At 37.0% G+C, this 17,146-nt stretch carries 15 protein-coding genes; 7 read left to right on the top strand and 8 right to left on the bottom strand.

The features are described 5' to 3' along the window. Positions 1-177: 177 nt before the first annotated feature. The 3 genes from H4J75_RS18260 to fur form a co-directional block, all read right to left on the bottom strand. On the bottom strand, positions 178-2,007 hold the full coding sequence (locus tag H4J75_RS18260; protein ID WP_182222890.1) for a M4 family metallopeptidase: 1,830 nt from the start codon (positions 2,005-2,007) through the stop codon (positions 178-180). A gap of 1,264 nt (positions 2,008-3,271) precedes the next feature. Next, a complete protein-coding gene (locus tag H4J75_RS18255; protein ID WP_182222889.1) occupies positions 3,272-4,366 on the bottom strand; it encodes a hypothetical protein in 1,095 nt (364 codons plus the stop codon). Between the two features lie 940 nt (positions 4,367-5,306). Next, positions 5,307-5,750, bottom strand: a complete 444-nt coding sequence (gene fur / locus H4J75_RS18250; protein ID WP_070376273.1) for a ferric iron uptake transcriptional regulator — start codon at positions 5,748-5,750, stop codon at positions 5,307-5,309. A 187-nt stretch (positions 5,751-5,937) separates the two neighbouring features. On the opposite strand from fur, the gene H4J75_RS18245 reads away from it, so the two are divergent. Further along, positions 5,938-6,405, top strand: a complete 468-nt coding sequence (locus tag H4J75_RS18245; RefSeq protein WP_182222888.1) for a DUF4442 domain-containing protein — start codon at positions 5,938-5,940, stop codon at positions 6,403-6,405. Between the two features lie 69 nt (positions 6,406-6,474). Here H4J75_RS18245 and fldA read toward each other — a convergent pair whose 3' ends face one another. The 4 genes from fldA to H4J75_RS18225 all read right to left on the bottom strand — a co-directional run bounded on the left by fldA (position 6,475) and on the right by H4J75_RS18225 (position 8,475). Then, on the bottom strand, positions 6,475-7,002 hold the full coding sequence (gene fldA / locus H4J75_RS18240) for a flavodoxin FldA (protein ID WP_070376275.1): 528 nt from the start codon (positions 7,000-7,002) through the stop codon (positions 6,475-6,477). Positions 7,003-7,014: 12 nt separating this feature from the next. After that, on the bottom strand, positions 7,015-7,308 hold the full coding sequence (gene ybfE, locus H4J75_RS18235) for a LexA regulated protein (protein ID WP_182217720.1): 294 nt from the start codon (positions 7,306-7,308) through the stop codon (positions 7,015-7,017). Positions 7,309-7,317: 9 nt separating this feature from the next. Continuing rightward, on the bottom strand, positions 7,318-7,539 hold the full coding sequence (locus H4J75_RS18230) for a DUF2788 domain-containing protein (RefSeq protein WP_070376277.1): 222 nt from the start codon (positions 7,537-7,539) through the stop codon (positions 7,318-7,320). 168 nt (positions 7,540-7,707) lie between these two features. After that, complete coding sequence (locus H4J75_RS18225) at positions 7,708-8,475, bottom strand: alpha/beta fold hydrolase (protein ID WP_182222887.1); 768 nt, start codon at positions 8,473-8,475, stop codon at positions 7,708-7,710. A gap of 159 nt (positions 8,476-8,634) precedes the next feature. Between H4J75_RS18225 and seqA the strand changes: the two genes are divergently transcribed. The 6 genes from seqA to H4J75_RS18195 all read left to right on the top strand — a co-directional run bounded on the left by seqA (position 8,635) and on the right by H4J75_RS18195 (position 16,279). Further along, positions 8,635-9,222 (top strand): replication initiation negative regulator SeqA, encoded by a 588-nt coding sequence (gene seqA / locus H4J75_RS18220; RefSeq protein ID WP_182217716.1) that lies wholly within the window; start codon positions 8,635-8,637, stop codon positions 9,220-9,222. A gap of 52 nt (positions 9,223-9,274) precedes the next feature. Next, on the top strand, positions 9,275-10,930 hold the full coding sequence (gene pgm / locus H4J75_RS18215; RefSeq protein ID WP_182217714.1) for a phosphoglucomutase (alpha-D-glucose-1,6-bisphosphate-dependent): 1,656 nt from the start codon (positions 9,275-9,277) through the stop codon (positions 10,928-10,930). Between the two features lie 237 nt (positions 10,931-11,167). Beyond that, the gene (gene astE, locus H4J75_RS18210; protein WP_182217713.1) at positions 11,168-12,271 is read left to right on the top strand and encodes a succinylglutamate desuccinylase; all 1,104 of its coding nucleotides are present in this window, start codon (positions 11,168-11,170) and stop codon (positions 12,269-12,271) included. Between the two features lie 243 nt (positions 12,272-12,514). Next, positions 12,515-13,699: a thiamine pyrophosphate-dependent dehydrogenase E1 component subunit alpha gene (locus tag H4J75_RS18205; protein ID WP_182222886.1), complete on the top strand. Its 1,185-nt coding sequence runs from the start codon at positions 12,515-12,517 to the stop codon at positions 13,697-13,699. Next, a complete protein-coding gene (locus H4J75_RS18200) occupies positions 13,699-14,676 on the top strand; it encodes an alpha-ketoacid dehydrogenase subunit beta (RefSeq protein WP_070376283.1) in 978 nt (325 codons plus the stop codon). The genes H4J75_RS18205 and H4J75_RS18200 overlap by 1 nt, the downstream gene beginning before the upstream one ends. A gap of 10 nt (positions 14,677-14,686) precedes the next feature. Beyond that, positions 14,687-16,279, top strand: a complete 1,593-nt coding sequence (locus tag H4J75_RS18195; RefSeq protein ID WP_182217709.1) for a dihydrolipoyllysine-residue acetyltransferase — start codon at positions 14,687-14,689, stop codon at positions 16,277-16,279. 81 nt (positions 16,280-16,360) lie between these two features. On the opposite strand, the gene H4J75_RS18190 is transcribed toward H4J75_RS18195, so the two are convergent. Continuing rightward, positions 16,361-17,098, bottom strand: coding sequence for a hypothetical protein (locus H4J75_RS18190; RefSeq protein WP_182217707.1), 738 nt, complete (start codon positions 17,096-17,098; stop codon positions 16,361-16,363). Positions 17,099-17,146 lie beyond the last annotated feature (48 nt).

Raw genomic sequence — 17,146 nt, 5'->3', positions numbered from 1 at the left:
CCTGAGCTTAATTTATTACAAATCGCCACCACCGCCACCACAACTAGCATTTACTAAAGTTGACGTTGCTGTGCCACAGTCACCCATATGGTTACAGACTCTTGCTTTAAAATATTGCAAACCACTAAAATAAATTTCACTGTGACTTGTTGATTGGCTATAGGGTAATATTTTTGCTCAAACACCGTATTTTCCATTACGGTGTTCAAGCTGATAAAACTCTCCTGAAGCTAAACTGCCATTAACAATTCCCCAAGAAGTATTAATTAATGCCCCACCATTTGAACAAGAGTAACTTTTATTAAGCCAAGTTGTTTTGTTTGGCAGGCTGCTAGCGCAATAAACCGAGCTGTCATTAGGTATACCAACCACACTCCATGCAGCACAAACCGCTTTGTGTTCATTTGAATTATTACCGTGTACTTGTAGGGCAACTCTTGCCGTATGTTCCATCGCATCTATAAAGGTTTCAGCGCTAGTCATGTATTGGGTAAGTGCTTGAAAGAAGATGTTTTCTGCTTTTGTATGGCCAACCCCCGTTTCTACAGGGTGACTGGTTCGTCCTTGTGGATGAAAACCGCCATTGACCAACAAGTAATAAGCAAGGTTGATTATGCCTGAGCTATCATGGACCTCAGTATTAGAAGTGAGGTCTAAATAAAAATCTAATGAATTATTATCTTTAGTAGGGTTATTCATATACCGCATGGCATCACCACTAACGGCTGGTTTCCATACATCTTCAGCAAGGAGCCAAGTATTGCTTGTTTGACCGTTTTTAAAAATATCAACAGCTGTAGCAAAAACATCACTAAGAGCTTCGCTTACTCCTCCTGACTCACCAATAAATTTACCGTTAGCACCCTGTTGATAGATAAATGTCGGGCCTATTTCATTCGATACTCCATGAGTATATTCATGGGCGACAATATCTAAAGAACGTCCTAAAGAAGAAAACAGGCTGTCATCCCCATCACCAAAGAGGAACCTTTTATTGTTTGAATCCCAACGGCCAATATTTTTTTCATCTGGCTGTCCTACATCACTTACTACATAATGAATAGTCGCTTTTAGGCTTGTGCCATTATCATCAAAAGAGTCAATACCCTGTTTATTATTAAAATAATCATACGTTGTTTTTAGATGTTCATAGACATCCATAGCGGTAGTGTCTGAAGATGAGCCTCCCTCAGAGATAAGAGTTGTTGTTCCTAAAGGGATATCTTGATTGCCAGCACTGCGTATTTCTCTATCTAAAGCGTTATGAATTTGAGGTGTTCGCATGATAAATTGAGCATTTGTGGCATCAATATAAATCTTATCAAGGTATTGACTACCATTATTATCCTTATATTCAATTAAAGATAACCATGACAAATGAGCACCCCCTAAAGCATCAACCACATAAATTAACTTGGGCTGATCTAGGATATTTATATTTTTGTTATCACTTAATATATCTAATGATGCATTAAGCGCTTGCTGTTGAGTGATTAAAGCTTGAATGGCCAAATTTTCAGAAGAAATAACATTACCATTGATAGCATAAATATTATTATTGTTGTCGGTATGAATAATGAATTCAGCACCCTCTACTTTTATGTGATTTACATATAAGTCTAGCCGAGTATGATAACCCGTTGATGAGTTATTAACTCTTCTTATTTTAAAAGACTGGTTAGCTTGTAGATGATATATAGCGCCAATATTTTTAATTAACTTATTAATATCTTTATCGTGTGTCGCTGGGTTGTAATAACCTAATTCACCTTCGATATTTGATGGCATGCCATGTGCGTTAAACTTTAATTTACTGAGGTTACCAATTTTTTTGATGGCATTTCTTTGCTCTATACGTGTTCCTTTATCCTTTTTTATTACTTCATTAGCCGACACTATACTAATTGTGAATACAAAGCTAAAAGTGAGTGTCATCACAAGTTTAACTATGTTTAATGTAAACGTTTTTAAACGGATGTAGTTTGTTTTTTTTGTTCTATCAATCATTTAACTTACCTGTTGTTATAATTAAATTATTGGAACAACAAAATGCATTTACTTCTAACTTAAAAGACTAACGACTAATACTCACGAACGTGACTAATTTCACAATTGTTGCTATTCATCCTTAACCCTATGCATGTTTGATATTCCATTTAAAAAGCTACACAATTCCAATGTGTTCTTTTTTTAGTCACAAAAAATATATCACATTGATTATTAATCACAAGGAACAAATTGATTTACAATGAAATTTCAAATGAACACCTGATTTTTAAAACATTAATAAGCAATCTAAATCAGATCAAATCCATATACGCTTAGTGCCCCGAAGCGCCATAGAATTTAATACCTAAAATCATATTAATTTAATGTCCGCTTTGGTATTTTCTAATCAAATTAGAATTTTTGACTTTATAGATTCCTGATGAAATTTAGAACAATTCTATTATCTAACGCAGGGCTGATTTTCATCGGTTCTCTTGTCGCTAGATAAGCCAAGGCTAACGTCCGGTTTCGTATCTTTGCTGACCTTATTGGATCGTTGACGAGTTACAAAATTTTCTCCGGTGTAACTTAAATGTTAAATTTCCTCATCGTGTGAGTCATTTCTCATTATTTGTGACGAACCACGCAATTTATTGCAGACTATTGCATTTTTGATTAAATATTTGTAAGACATATCTTACGTAAATGTAAGATATTGAGTAAGTAGATGTAAAAAAAAAGACGTGTTATATACTTTAGTTGTTGATTATGTTGGTTTTTGTATATTTACATGCTTGTTACATTTTTATATCGTTAAATATAAAATATTATTATGGGTACGAATAAATCTTAATTAACGTAATATTAACCACATCAGGAAGATGCAGGTCAGGAAGACCGATAGAGTAGAGTACTCTTAAAAGGACGCTTGAAGGAATAGGCCCGATGACAGGAGTCATCGAAGGAATTAAACGGATTTAGGTTAAAGGAATAACGGCTAGAGGAACAAGCCAGATGACAGGAGTCATCGAATGAACTAAATGGATTTAGGTTAAAGGAATAACGGCTGACGGAATAAGCCCAAGGATGAAATATCACTATTGATGTGACTCAGGACGAGTTGCAATCACGGAAGATGAATGGAAAGCAAAGGATTATTAGGAAACACTACGGACAGTTCTTTATGGATGAAGCGGGACACATATAATATGCAGGATGCATATAAGCTAGTTCAGGAAATACGGCTCTTAGAGCCGTATTTTTTTGCTTAAAATATAGTAATTTAATTCTCAAGGAATGTTGAATAATATGGGTGCTTACCTAAAATGGCTTGGCTACCCTTAAGAGAAAAGGTATAACCACATAAAGTAAAGCTGCTTCTAATGGCAATATTCTTGATTATCACTTTAGTATCTAGTGGTGAAAACCGCGCTAAATAGTCACCATTATTTTCTTGATTAACGTCCAATGTTCTAATCACTTCACCACTATCATAAGAGATAACCTGACAGCTTTTATCACCTTGTGCGGTCATTTGTTGCCATAAAAAACCACTAATAGATTTGTCACCCTGCCATTTTATAGTAATACCATCAAAAGATGATGCCAATAAAGAAAAGTTATCAGGCAGTGTAACTTCGTGCCTCAGGGATAATTTTGATTGCTCTATGGCTGTTGTTTCATTAGTGTTTGCTGCTATAACGTCATCATCAACTGAGGTAATACTCGATGGCAGAATTATTGCCATTATGATGATTAATATTAGTACTGTTAACACTAATACCTTCTGTTTATTGTTAAGTAGCTTCAGCCTGATCGCTTCACCAATATCATTAGCAGGGGAAACAGGCGAGTCTTTAGCTTTGTTATCATGTTGAGCCAACGTATCAGGGGTATCTTGATAGGAGCTTGCCAATGAATCTTTTACTTCGTGCTGATTAAATGTCGGTTCTATACGTTTTTGAGGTTGAGAACTTCCTTTTTTTATATAGCCCGTTAAATCGACATCACCAGCGTAACCAAGAATATGATTAATTTTTTGGCTTTTGTAGGTCATTAAGAATGTAGAAATAGCTAAAGGGAGTAAAAGTAACCAGTAGCTTATGGTGTTATCACTGATGATTATAATTAACCCAGCAAGTAAAAAGCTGGCTGTAGGTGGCAGCAACCAGCTTATCTTGAGGTTGGCATCATTTAGACGACGCTTTGTTGAAAGAGTAAAAATACCTGCAAAAATAGACAAGGCCATAAAAGATAATAAGTTGTTAAAAGAAAAAATGGCGCTAGTAAGGGTAAACAACAAGTAACAACTTATATGAATAGCGATGAATCGATGACGATTATCTGAACCGGTTAAACAAAATAGTGACTTCAACAAAAGCACATAAACTCCTAAAAATATTGTTTGATCTGAAAACTTTGGCAAGAGTAACCAATTTTCTTTTAACTTTCAGTGATATTTTCATATTCCATCACTTATCATCTTGATACCTTCCGACAAAGTCACACCTCTGGTGTAAGCCATTTCGCACAATGACGTCAGTGATCATACAATAATTTGTAAGTGTAAAAAGAAACACTTTGTAACTATATGTTTAATAGTAATAAATTTGAATTGTTCGATAAAAAGACAAAATAACGTTAATTTTATTTCGTTTACCTTGCTAGCGACAAAACACATGAATGCTAATATTTATCTTGTCAGGACGACACAAGTTATGGATAACACTACAAATAAGTTTAAGGGATAAATACTATTTGTTGAACACGTATAGGAAGTACGAAATGGAAAGTGGTATAAGTTAATATTCAGTTGATAAAGGATTTACCCGCAAGGACACTAACATTTCCAACGGAATGGAAGGTAAATGGATTTACATGAATGGATGCAACAACAAGTGCTGAAGTTAACTTAATTTACTACGCTTATAATGAATGAAAATTTATGGATGAAACTAGCTGAGAAGGGATACTTAACACAGAGATAATACCTCTGCTTATACGGAGTCATTTAAAGGAATTAAATGAACAGTTAGTACTGAAATGGATGTTAATTAAGGATAGTAATAAAGTTTGAGTAAAGTGATATTACCCAAAAATAATTTCCGTATGATTTAGGAAATTTAAAAATTAGCAAATGGATTTGCAGCATTATAATTAGCAACGAAAAAAGCGACTTTTATGTCGCTTTTTCTTTGTCTAGAAAAAGATTATTTACACACCTAATTTATCTTAATACTTGTCGAAATTATATTGTTGTTCAGTAAAGAAAAAACCTGCTAAAAGCAGGTTTTATCAAGCGAAATTCATACTACAACTTAGCTATTAGATGTTCGGTATGAATCACAAGCTTCTTCATCTTCACACTCACCATATAAATATAAACTATGGTTTGTTAGCTTTATTTTATGTGATTTAGCAATATCTTCTTGGCGTTGTTCAATGACGTTATCTTCAAACTCAACTACTTTGCCACATTTTAAGCAAACAAGATGGTCGTGATGCTTTTTATGACTTAATTCGAAAACTGATTTACCGCCTTCAAAATGATGACGACTAACAATGCCCGCATCGTCAAATTGATTAAGTACACGGTAAACGGTAGCCAAGCCAATCTCTTCATTCTGCACTAATAATATTTTGTAAACATCTTCCGCACTAATATGCTGATTATTCGGATTTTGCAAAATAGTGAGAATTTTGATTCGCGGCAGGGTGATTTTTAATCCAGCTCTTTTTAGCTCTTCATTTTGGTCTGCCATTAACTTTAATTCTCTAATTCGGTAATTTAAACAAAATTATAGGGGGTTCTTCTGCTTGAGGGAAGCCTTAGTTGAAATGAATAGTAAATTCATTGGCTTTGATTTTCGAAATTTGTATAAACACCAATAGCTTTACTGGTACGATGAGCTGTATGAGCTAGTGATTATAGGATCAAAGGAGATTTAGATGTTAAAAAAAGCGTGGTTATTAAAATTACTGCTAAATATTTGGCCGCCATTTTTATTTACGGGTATCAAAGTTACAGAGCTATCTAGTGATTTTAGACAAGCCAAGGTGCGTTTAAAAATGCGAGCATGGAATAAAAATGCTTTAGGCACACATTTTGGAGGTTCTCTATTCTCGATGACCGACCCTTTTTATGTGTTAATGATTTTAGCGCGTTTAGATAATCAATATTATGTCTGGGATAAATCAGCTGACATTGACTTTATCAAACCAGGGAAAGGCGAAGTAACAGCTGATTTTTACGTCAGTGATGATTTTATTAATGAGATTATTGAAAAAACCCGTCATGGTGAAAAATATCAACCCACGGTCAATGTTTATGTCAAAAATATTGATGGTGAGCTAGTGGCTAAACTAAATAGGCGTTTATATATACGTCAGAAGAATAAACCGACTTTATTGACCTAATTAGGTAAAAGTAAGACAAAAAAAAGCCTGTCGATACAGGCTTATTATTAGTGGGTTATAAGAAATAAATTAGTCTGCAAGTTCTGCTAAACACATTTCTTCAAATATTTGAGTAACCCACTTGTCAATTCTCGCTTCAGTTAATTCTGGCTGACGGTCTTCATCAATACATAAACCAATAAACGTTTTTTCATCAACTAAGGCTTTAGATGCTTCAAATTCATAACCTTCAGTTGACCAGTTACCAACAATAATTGCGCCTCTTGACTCGGCAATATCTTTTAAAGGTTCCATTGCGTCACAGAAGTATTCAGAATAATCCTCTTGATCACCTAAACCAAAAATAGCGACTAACTTATCGGTAAAGTCTACTTCTTCAAGCTCAGGTAAGAAGTCGTCCCAATCACATTGATTTTCGCCATAATACCAAGTTGGAATACCTAAAATGATTAAATCAAATTCAGCTATTTCTTCTTTTGTACTTTTTGCGATGTCTTTTACTTCAACTAATTTTTTGCCTAACTTTTTTTGAATAGTTTTGCTGACAGCTTCAGTATTGCCTGTATCACTACCGAAAAATAAACCTACAATTGCCATGGTATAAAACCCTTATTTACTAATATTTAATGCTGGTGTCGTCATTGAATTTTTCAATATCGACTCAATAAGTTCTCCGCGACTAACACCTTTAACTTTAGCTAAGTCGTCGAGTTGCTCAAACAAGTCTTGATGTATTTTAAACTCAACTCGTTTTAAGCCATTGTTTTTATCGCGTTTAACTTGATTGCGCTTGTTTATTTTTACTTGCACGCTACGCGAATGAGGATTTGTTTTTGGGCGCCCGGGACGCTTTTCATCACTAAACAAATCAATAGTGGTTAAATCACTTGCTTCTTTTGCCATTGTTAACTCTTACCCAACCCCTTGGCTTTCCCAAACCAGTTGAATAATGCCTTTGGCAATAAAGCCAGCACAACCTAAAAATAGAACCAAATAAACGACCATACGGCCCATTTTGGGAACATCATTTTTTGTCATTACATCATGGACTGATAAGCCAATGAAAATAAAGATAAAAGCAAAAAATAAATTCAAACCAATAGTTTCAATAAGTTCTAAGTTTTCAGCTAACATAATTCACCCTAAAAATTTCAGGCGCACTATAGCATAATCTAACGCTTAAACACATAATTTTTACCACAAATGACAAGGCAATTTGACGCTATTTTTTCAATCAATTAATTGTAGCAAACCTAAAAAGGTTATTTGATTCATTCGTTTTAAAGCGTTTATAAGTCGATATTAAAGGCTTAAATAGTCATTAACAATTTTGTTAAATACTGTCGTTTTCTCTGCATGTAACCAATGCCCCGTGCCTTGTATGATTTTGGCTCGACTATTTGGAAATAATGCTTGGATAATATCACGATGCGCTGCGGTTATATAATCAGAGTTACCACCTTTGATAAAAAGGGTTTCACCTTTAAAATCTTGTTTACCTTCATTTGCCGCCATTATTTGTCGATAACATTGCTGAATATTATCTAAATTGCATTTGAAATTGAATTTTCCATCTTTGGCCACTAAATTACGCAATAAAAACTGCCTAACGCCTATGTCATCAACGAATGCAGACAATTGCTTGTCTGCATCTTTTCTATTATGAATGTCTTCAAGCTTAATACTTTGTAAACCTTCAATAATTAGATTGTGGTGAGGTGGATAGGCAACAGGCGCGATATCAGCAACAATAAGCTTATCCACTTTTTCACTATGGTCTAGTGCAAGCTGCATGGCTATTTTACCGCCCATCGAATGTCCAAGGATATGGGCACGTTCAATATTAATCATTGCCATTAGATCGACAACGTCTTGGGCTAATTCTTGATAGCTCATTGAATTTTTGTGAAAAGATAAACCGTGATTTCTCACATCGATATTAGTTACTCGGTAATTATCTTTTAAACCTTTTGCCACCATATTGAGATTTTCTAAACTACCGAATAAGCCATGTATTAAAATAATATCGGCGCCGGAGCCTTGTTGTTGGTAATGTAAATTCTTAGTCATTGATAGCTCATCGAATGTATATACTTGCTTTAACCTTTATTGTCTTAGCTTTTATTGCACCATGCAATTATTTTGAGGCTTTATCGAGATATTGGCGCTGGAAAGTTTTCCTTAAGCTAAGTATAATCCTGCGCGAATAATAAAATTCTAGGGTAATTAATGAAAAACATTGAAATAGATGAAGAACTTTATCAACACATAGTGTCGAATACCCAATTTATTGGCGAAAGTGCTTCGTCAATCTTGCGTCGCTTACTGAGTTTAACGTTAGCTGAAGATGCGCTTGATGATCTTGTCGAAAGTGTTCAAGATGTTGAAGTCACCACTGACAACTTAGTGCCTGGCGTTGAAGAAAATATCGAAATGGAAGCCGTGATAGTTGAAGAAGTAATGGCAGAACCACCTAGTATTGATAATGTACTCAATTATATCAATAAAGAAGAGTTAGCCATGCAACGTGGTGCAGTTGGTCGATTTTTACTTATTCTTGCCGCTTTATATCGCGTGCACAGTGAAAGTTTTGCTGTTGTCTCTGAGATCCGCGGGCGAGACCGTCTATATTTTGCCAAAAGCAAAGATGAGCTTTCCGCCAGTGGTAGCAGTACCAAACCATTACAAATACCTGATAGTCCATTTTGGGTAATGACAAACTCGAACACTACCCGTAAAAAAATGATGTTAACGAAAGCATCGCTAATGTTAGGTTACACTAACGAAGATGCCGAAAATATTAGAGATCTTTTATAAGCCGTATAAAGTTGTCGACGATAATATTTAAATAAAAAATAAAGGGAATATCATGACTATTCATGCACACGCAGGAAAACCAGTTAGACCACAAGACCGTATCAATATTGGTAAATTAGTCAGTGATTATTTTTTATTAAGGCCAGACGTTGCCATTACCGCACAAAGGGTAACTTTTGGTACCTCAGGTCATCGCGGTAATGCCAGTAAAACCAGCTTTAATGAGCAACATATTCTGGCTATTTGCCAGGCAGTTGCCGAACATCGCATTGAACAAGGATTGAAAGGGCCATTGTTTTTAGGTAAAGATACCCATGCCCTTTCAGAGCCCGCTTTTGCTAATGCGCTGTCGGTGTTAATTGCTAATAACATCCCGGTCGTTATTCAAGACGATGATGGTTTTACACCAACCCCGGTTATTTCTAGGCTCATTATTGCTCATAATAAATTATCGATAAATAAAGATAAGCAAGCCGATGGTTTAATTATTACCCCTTCTCACAATCCACCAACAGATGGCGGCATTAAATATAATCCAGCTCATGGCGGGCCAGCTGAAGGTGGTGTGACTAAAAAAATTGAACAACGAGCCAATGACTTAATTGCCGAAAAGCTCATCAATGTCAAACAAGTTAGCTACCAGCAAGCTTGTTCGTCCGCTTTATTATCAAAACAAGACTTTATTACTTTTTATGTTAACGAACTTGAACAAGTGGTTGACATGAAAGCTATTGCGAAAGCCGGTGTTAAAATTGGTGTTGATCCGCTTGGTGGTTCAGGGATTCATTACTGGCCAGTTATCGCAAAGAAATATCAGTTAAATCTTGAAGTTGTCAATCCTGTTGTTGATGCCAGTTTTGCTTTTATGCCACTTGATAAAGATGGCAAAATTCGCATGGATTGCTCATCTCCTTATGCCATGGCCGGACTCATTGCTTTAAAAGACAAGTTTGATATTGCTGTTGGCAATGATCCCGATTTTGATCGCCACGGTATCGTCACTCGCACGGGCGGGTTAATGAACCCTAATCATTACTTAGCCGTTGCTATATATTATTTGATGACTCATCGTGACTGGCCTAAAACCAGTAAAATTGGGAAAACGTTAGTGTCTAGTTCACTTATAGACCGTGTTGCTAACTATATTGACCGTCCTTTATCAGAAGTGCCGGTGGGCTTTAAATGGTTTGTCGATGGTCTCAGTGATGCTTCATATGCATTTGGTGGTGAAGAGAGTGCGGGTGCTGCTTTTTTATCTCGTGATGGTAGTTGCTGGACAACAGATAAAGACGGTTTTATTATGGCGTTACTGGCAGCAGAAATTCTTGCTGTTACCGGTAAAGACCCCTATCAACTATACCAAGAGCTTGCTGAAAAATTAGGTGAGCCTTGTTATGGCCGTGTTGAAGCCATTGCAAGTTTTGAACAAAAACAAGTGCTAACTTCATTAAGCGCTAACGACATTACGACTACGATGCTCGCTGGTGAAAAAATTAACCAAGTTTTATCACACGCACCTGGCAACAATGCCGCTATTGGTGGTGTGAAAGTTACGACTGACAATGGTTGGTTTGCTGCTCGTCCTTCAGGGACCGAAGATATTTATAAAATTTATGCCGAGAGTTTTATCGATCAAAAACACTTAGCCCTTATTATTACCGAAGCCCAAGTACTGGTAAGTGCTGCTTTTACTAAAGCCGGTTTATAGGTCGATAGTTAAGATAAAGGTATCAGAATTTTTACCCTGCTATAAATTGAAATAACATAATAATATGGGTTAGTGACCTAAATCATTAACCCATATTATATGCTAGCACTGCCAAACGTCGCTACTTCTCATCACTTTTCTTTATCGTCGCTTTAACTTTTATTGTGATCAAACCAAGCAATAATCTCTATTTTTTTGTACAATATAAGTAATTTTTATTGCCTTAGTGAATGTGGTTTGAATAAATTACAAGTAGTCTTACAAGAACAACAGCAAGCGTTACAATCTACGGGTGACTTTCTCGCCTTAACTCGTGCAAATGAGTGGTCAATAGCAGGACGTTTTTCCTTTCAAGTTAAACATCAAGAAAGTAATAGCGAAACAAACGTTACCGTACTTGATACCGGTCTTATTACTTTTGAACCCGTTGAACTGCAAACATCTAATAAAGACATTGTGCTCTCTAGTGCCGTGCACGGTAATGAAACCGCGCCAATTGAAATTTGTGCTGAGCTCATTAAAAAGCTTATTTTAGGAGAGCTTGCTTGTACCGAGCGTGTACTGTTTATTTTTGGCAACCCAGCTTCTATTAACATTTCTGAGCGTTTTATTGAAGAAAATATGAATCGTTTATTCTCTGGTGGCCATTCTGCTGATCAGGGACAGGGGGCGGGTTTAATTAATAAAGAACGCCACCGTGCTTTATTACTTGAAAATACCGTGCGAGATTTTTTCCAGCAAGGTCAAAGCTTATCCAGTAATAAAGAGAGAGAGCGTTGTCATTACGATTTACATACCGCCATTAGAGGCTCAAAAAACGATAAATTTGCGGTTTATCCTTTTCGACATGGTAAAGCTTGGAAAAAATCTCAACTTCAATTTATGCATGCGTGTGGGGTAAGTACTATTTTACTTTCGCATTCACCCACCACGACCTTTAGTTACTTTTCATCAAATGAATTTAATGCTGACGCTTTTACTGTGGAATTAGGCAAAGTGATGCCCTTTGGTGAAAATGACATGGCTAAATTCGTTCAAGTTAAAGAAACACTAACGCGTTTGATTTCAGGACAAGACTTGTTGCTAAAAGACTATGATGAAAATGACTTTAGTATTTATGAGATCTACCAAACCATTAATCGTCAGGGTGAAAACTTTGCTTTAAATTTTTCTGATAACGTTGAAAACTTTACTGACTTTCCAAAAGGTACCGTACTCGCAATAGATGATGGTAACGAGATCAAAACAGATAAAGTCGGGGAAGCAATTATCTTCCCTAATGCTAATGTTGTTATTGGGCAGCGAGCATTATTAACCGTTATTCCCACATCTATCGAATAATGGTCATGCTTATGTAAACTTTTATGGGCATATTGATGATATTGCCGTATGCCCAAAATTTTACTTAGCTCACACAACTTGTGTTTCAGTTTACGTAAAGGTAAAGTACGTTCGATTATTTACAGCAGCTCATTGCGCAAAACCCAAAAAGTACTAAAACTAAGTACACTTACATTAAGAATAATGGGTATAGCAAATCCTGCAATGAACATATTCCATAAGACAAGAAGAGAAGAGAAGGCTATGAACACTGACGTATATAAAGAAAGTCCGGTGGTACATCAACCCGCTTTTATTGATGGTCATTCAGTTGAAATTCCCATCCTCAAAGTATTACAACAAGACGGCACCGTATATGAAGGTGCTGAGCTTCCTGAAATTGATCAAGAATCAGCAACAAAAATTTATAAAACGTTAGCGTTTCACCGTGTACTCGATGAGAGAATGGTCGCATCGCAACGTCAAGGTCGTTTAAGCTTTTACATGACCGCACTTGGCGAAGAAGCCGCAAGTGTCGGTGGTGCTGCCGGTTTAAAACCTCAAGATATGATCATGGCGCAATATCGAGAGCAAGGTGCATTAATGTATCGTGGTTTCTCACTTGAAAACTTCATGAATCAAATGTTCAGTAATGAAAAGGATTTAGGCAAAGGTCGTCAAATGCCCATTCATTACGGCAGCCGTGAATTAAACTACATGACGATTTCATCGCCACTAGCTACTCAAATACCACAAGCGACCGGTTATGCATATGCCCAGAAGATACAAGGGCTTGACGCGGTAACAATTTGTTATTTCGGTGAAGGCGCTGCGTCAGAAGGTGACTTCCATGCGGGATTAAATATGGCAGCAGTACATCGTGCTCCTGTTATCTTTTTCTGTCGTAATAACGGCTACGCAATTTCAACACCTGCAGATGAGCAATACGCAGGTAATGGTATTGCTTCTCGTGGTGTGGGTTACGGAATTAAAACGATTCGAATCGACGGCAACGATATACTTGCGGTTTTAAAAGCGACACAAGATGCTCGTACTTATGCTTTAGCAGAAAACAAGCCAGTACTTATTGAAGCCATGTCTTATCGTTTAGGTGCACATTCTACCTCAGATGATCCTTCTGGATATCGTACGCGTGAAGAAGAAGCTAAATGGCAAGCACATGATCCTATTCTTCGTATGAAAAATTGGATGTTAGCGAATAAGTGGTGGGATGAAGCACAAGAGACAACCTTGTTTGATAAATTACGTGAAGAAGTCTTAGCGGCAGTAAAAGTTGCTGAAAAAATTGATAAACCACCCGTTGAAGATTTAATCACTGATGTTTATGATGAACCACCAACGCTATTAAAAGCACAACTTGCCGAGCTGAAAGTACATATTAAAAAGTATCCAGAAGCCTACCCATTCACCGCGGGGAGAATTAAATAATGGCACAAATGAATTTATTACATGCAATTAATAACGCACTTGAAATTGCAATGACAGAAAATGAACGAGCTGTGTGTTTTGGTGAAGATGTTGGCCATTTTGGTGGTGTTTTTCGCGCAACCAGTGGCTTACAAGAAAAATTTGGTAAATTACGTTGTTTTAACACACCTCTAGTTGAACAAGGTGTTATTGGTTTTGCTAATGGTTTAGCAGCTCAAGGCAGTGTGCCTATCGCTGAAATTCAATTTGCTGATTATATTTTCCCTGCTTTCGATCAAATTGTTAATGAATCCGCAAAGTTTCGCTACCGCAGTGGTAATGAATTTGATGTGGGTAATTTAACGATACGTACACCATACGGTGGCGGTATCGCGGGAGGCTTATATCATAGCCAATCACCAGAAGCTTATTTTGCTCATACACCGGGCTTAAAAGTTGTTGTACCTCGTAACCCTTACCAAGCAAAAGGTTTATTGTTAGCGTCTATTCGCGATAAAAACCCGGTTATCTTTTTTGAACCTAAGCGTTTGTATCGTGCCTCTGTGGGCGAAGTGCCTTTAGAAGACTATCAATTACCCCTTGGCAAAGCTGAAATTGTTACGCCAGGTAGTGATATCACGTTATTAGCGTGGGGCGCACAAATGGAAATAATAGAGAAGGCGGCTGAAATGGCTGCAGCTGATGGTATTTCATGTGAAATCATAGATTTACGTACTATTTTACCATGGGATATTGAAACGGTTGTTAATTCTGTTACCAAAACAGGACGCTTAGTTGTTAGCCAAGAAGCGCCATTAACGGCGGGTTTTGCTAGTGAAATTGCAGCAACGATTCAAAAAGAGTGTTTCTTACACCTTGAGTCACCGATTGCACGCATCTGTGGTATGGATACACCTTACCCATTATCACTAGAAAAAGAATATGTTGCCGACCACTTAAAAGTGTACGAAGCCATTAAACACAGCATAAATTACTAAGGTTTTTGTCATGAGTATTGATTTTATTCTACCCGATATTGGTGAAGGTATCGTTGAATGTGAGCTAGTTGAATGGCTAGTTAAAGAAGGCGACGTTATTGTTGAAGATCAGCCCATTGCTGATGTGATGACAGATAAAGCGCTGGTACAAATTCCGGCGATGCATAATGGTACGGTTACTAAGCTTTATTACGCTCAGGGCGATATTGCCAAAGTACATCAGCCACTTTTTTCAATGACAACCGATCAAGAGCAGGCACCTTCGCCTGTGCAAGCAAGCCCAGTGGTTGCTGCGCCAAGTTCGCCAGTTGCTGAGCATTCAGTTGCGGCTTCGACTCATGGTGAGCCAACACTTGAACGTGAAGACTTTATCTTACCTGATATTGGTGAAGGTATTGTTGAGTGTGAACTCGTTGAATGGTTAGTTAAAGAAGGTGATGTGATTGTTGAAGATCAACCCATTGCTGATGTAATGACAGACAAAGCGCTAGTACAAATTCCAGCGATGCATAACGGTACTGTGACTAAGCTTTACTATGCTAAAGGTGAAATTGCGAAAGTACATGCGCCTTTATTTGAAATAGAAAAACTGGCGGCTAATGGCCATCAGAATGCAGTTGTCGCGGCAGAAACTCTTGAAACGCCAACGGTTTCTGCCGTTGAAAAAGTGGCTTTAACAACTATTGCAGCAGCTGTTGAGAAAAAGATTATTAACAGTAAAGCTGTTGCTAGCCCGGCGGTGCGCCGTGTAGCTCGCGAATTAAATGTTAATATTCATGAAATACCAGGCAGTGGCAAGAAAGGGCGTGTTTATAAAGAAGACGTTGTTTCTTTCACTAAAGCGCCAGTTATAAGCACTGAAAATGTAGCGCCAGTTGTTGCTGTGGCACAAAGTGGCGGTAAACGTGTTGAGCCTATTCGCGGTATTAAAGCGGCGATGGCAAAGGCTATGGTACGTTCAGTGTCAACGATTCCTCACTTTACTTATTGTGAAGAAATTGACATGACGAATCTAATGGCGTTACGCAGCGGTATGAAAGACGCTTATGCGAAACAAGATATTAAATTAACTATGATGCCGTTTTTCATGAAATCGATTTCTTTAGCATTAAAAGAATTCCCGATTGTAAATACGCAAGTTAATGATGATTGTACTGAAATTACTTATTTTGACGATCATAATATTGGTATGGCAGTTGACTCTAAAGTCGGCTTACTCGTCCCTAATGTTAAGCAAGTACAGAACAAATCTATTGTTGACGTTGCTAAAGATATCATGCGTTTAACTGACTCTGCCCGTGCAGGTCGTGTTGGTGCAGAAGATTTGAAGGGTGGAACTATTACCATTTCAAACATTGGCGCGATTGGCGGCACGGTTGCTACACCGATAATCAATAAACCTGAATCAGCGATTGTTGCGTTAGGTAAATTACAAAAATTACCACGCTTTAATGATAAAGGTGAAGTTGAAGCACGTTACATTATGCAAGTAAGTTGGTCTGGTGATCATCGTGTTATTGATGGCGGTTCAATTGCCCGTTTTTGTAACTTGTGGAAATCATTCTTAGAAGAGCCAAGCAATATGTTGATGCATATGTCTTAGTTTGACGCTTTTTGATATTAAAAAAAACCTGCTCATGCAGGTTTTTTTGTTTATGGTGGTATCGGTTCTCAAGGAGACGTTTTATTGAGTGAAGAAAGCATAGATAGAGAGTTCATTATCTTCATTTGACTTTGTTGACGTTGAAAATGATGAGAATTTCCACCATGTTTGTACCGATAAGTCTTTGATAATATTGTCCCAAGCATCTTCTTGTTTTTCAGTCACTAGAATTTCGCAATAGGGCTGTTTACAAATAACTGATATTAAATCTACGTTCATGCCATCATAGTGGGTTTGTACAAAGTCTGAAATATTGTTTTGCATATTATAACCCCAATCTAAATCGTCTTCTTTTTGATGAAAATCATAGATGTCATTTCTCGTTTTACCTCTAAAGGCACTCAGGAACAAATTGAACGGTTCAGGAGCGAGTTTTTCCATTTCTTCGTCGGTTGCTTCACTGCCATCAAATTCACTTAATTGATATTTCAATGATGACACTTTACGTTTAGATTTTTTATACTTGTCTTTTAATTGTTGATGCTCAGCTCTTAAATCAAGGTATTGCTGAGTCAACACTTCATCATTGTCAGCAATAGCAAGGGGTGCTGGCTTGTGATTGATGACTTGTGGTTGAGTTTGTACAAGGGGAGTCGCTTGCTCTTGTAGGTCTACTGTCTTTTTTAAGGTTGATGATGTTTCAACAGCTATTACCGCGGGCAACCTCGAATTATTTTGATGACTTCTTGTGGTCGACGAAATGCCATAACCGAGTGCTGCACCGATGGCCAAAAGTATCAGTGCTTTTAGTAAATTCATATAAATCCTTTTATCTATGTTTTATTATTTTTTAAAGATATTACCTCA

Source organism: Colwellia sp. BRX10-1, from assembly GCF_014077545.1.
Classification (GTDB): Bacteria; Pseudomonadota; Gammaproteobacteria; order Enterobacterales; family Alteromonadaceae; genus Colwellia_A.
Note: the sequence above shows the minus strand (reverse complement) of the source record. Positions and strands in the feature narration are given on the sequence as shown.

Bases quoted from the DNA above. Each gene is read 5' to 3' on its own strand.
- H4J75_RS18260 (WP_182222890.1), bottom strand. From the start codon at position 2,007: ATGATTGATAGAACAAAAAAAACAAACTACATCCGTTTAAAAACGTTT.
- H4J75_RS18190 (WP_182217707.1), bottom strand. From the start codon at position 17,098: ATGAATTTACTAAAAGCACTGATACTTTTGGCCATCGGTGCAGCACTC.
- fldA (WP_070376275.1), bottom strand. From the start codon at position 7,002: ATGGCAATTGTAGGTTTATTTTTCGGTAGTGATACAGGCAATACTGAA.
- pgm (WP_182217714.1), top strand. From the start codon at position 9,275: ATGACTATTCATGCACACGCAGGAAAACCAGTTAGACCACAAGACCGT.
- H4J75_RS18230 (WP_070376277.1), bottom strand. From the start codon at position 7,539: ATGTTAGCTGAAAACTTAGAACTTATTGAAACTATTGGTTTGAATTTA.
- H4J75_RS18245 (WP_182222888.1), top strand. From the start codon at position 5,938: ATGTTAAAAAAAGCGTGGTTATTAAAATTACTGCTAAATATTTGGCCG.
- seqA (WP_182217716.1), top strand. From the start codon at position 8,635: ATGAAAAACATTGAAATAGATGAAGAACTTTATCAACACATAGTGTCG.
- ybfE (WP_182217720.1), bottom strand. From the start codon at position 7,308: ATGGCAAAAGAAGCAAGTGATTTAACCACTATTGATTTGTTTAGTGAT.
- H4J75_RS18200 (WP_070376283.1), top strand. From the start codon at position 13,699: ATGGCACAAATGAATTTATTACATGCAATTAATAACGCACTTGAAATT.
- H4J75_RS18195 (WP_182217709.1), top strand. From the start codon at position 14,687: ATGAGTATTGATTTTATTCTACCCGATATTGGTGAAGGTATCGTTGAA.
- fur (WP_070376273.1), bottom strand. From the start codon at position 5,750: ATGGCAGACCAAAATGAAGAGCTAAAAAGAGCTGGATTAAAAATCACC.
- H4J75_RS18205 (WP_182222886.1), top strand. From the start codon at position 12,515: ATGAACACTGACGTATATAAAGAAAGTCCGGTGGTACATCAACCCGCT.
- H4J75_RS18225 (WP_182222887.1), bottom strand. From the start codon at position 8,475: ATGACTAAGAATTTACATTACCAACAACAAGGCTCCGGCGCCGATATT.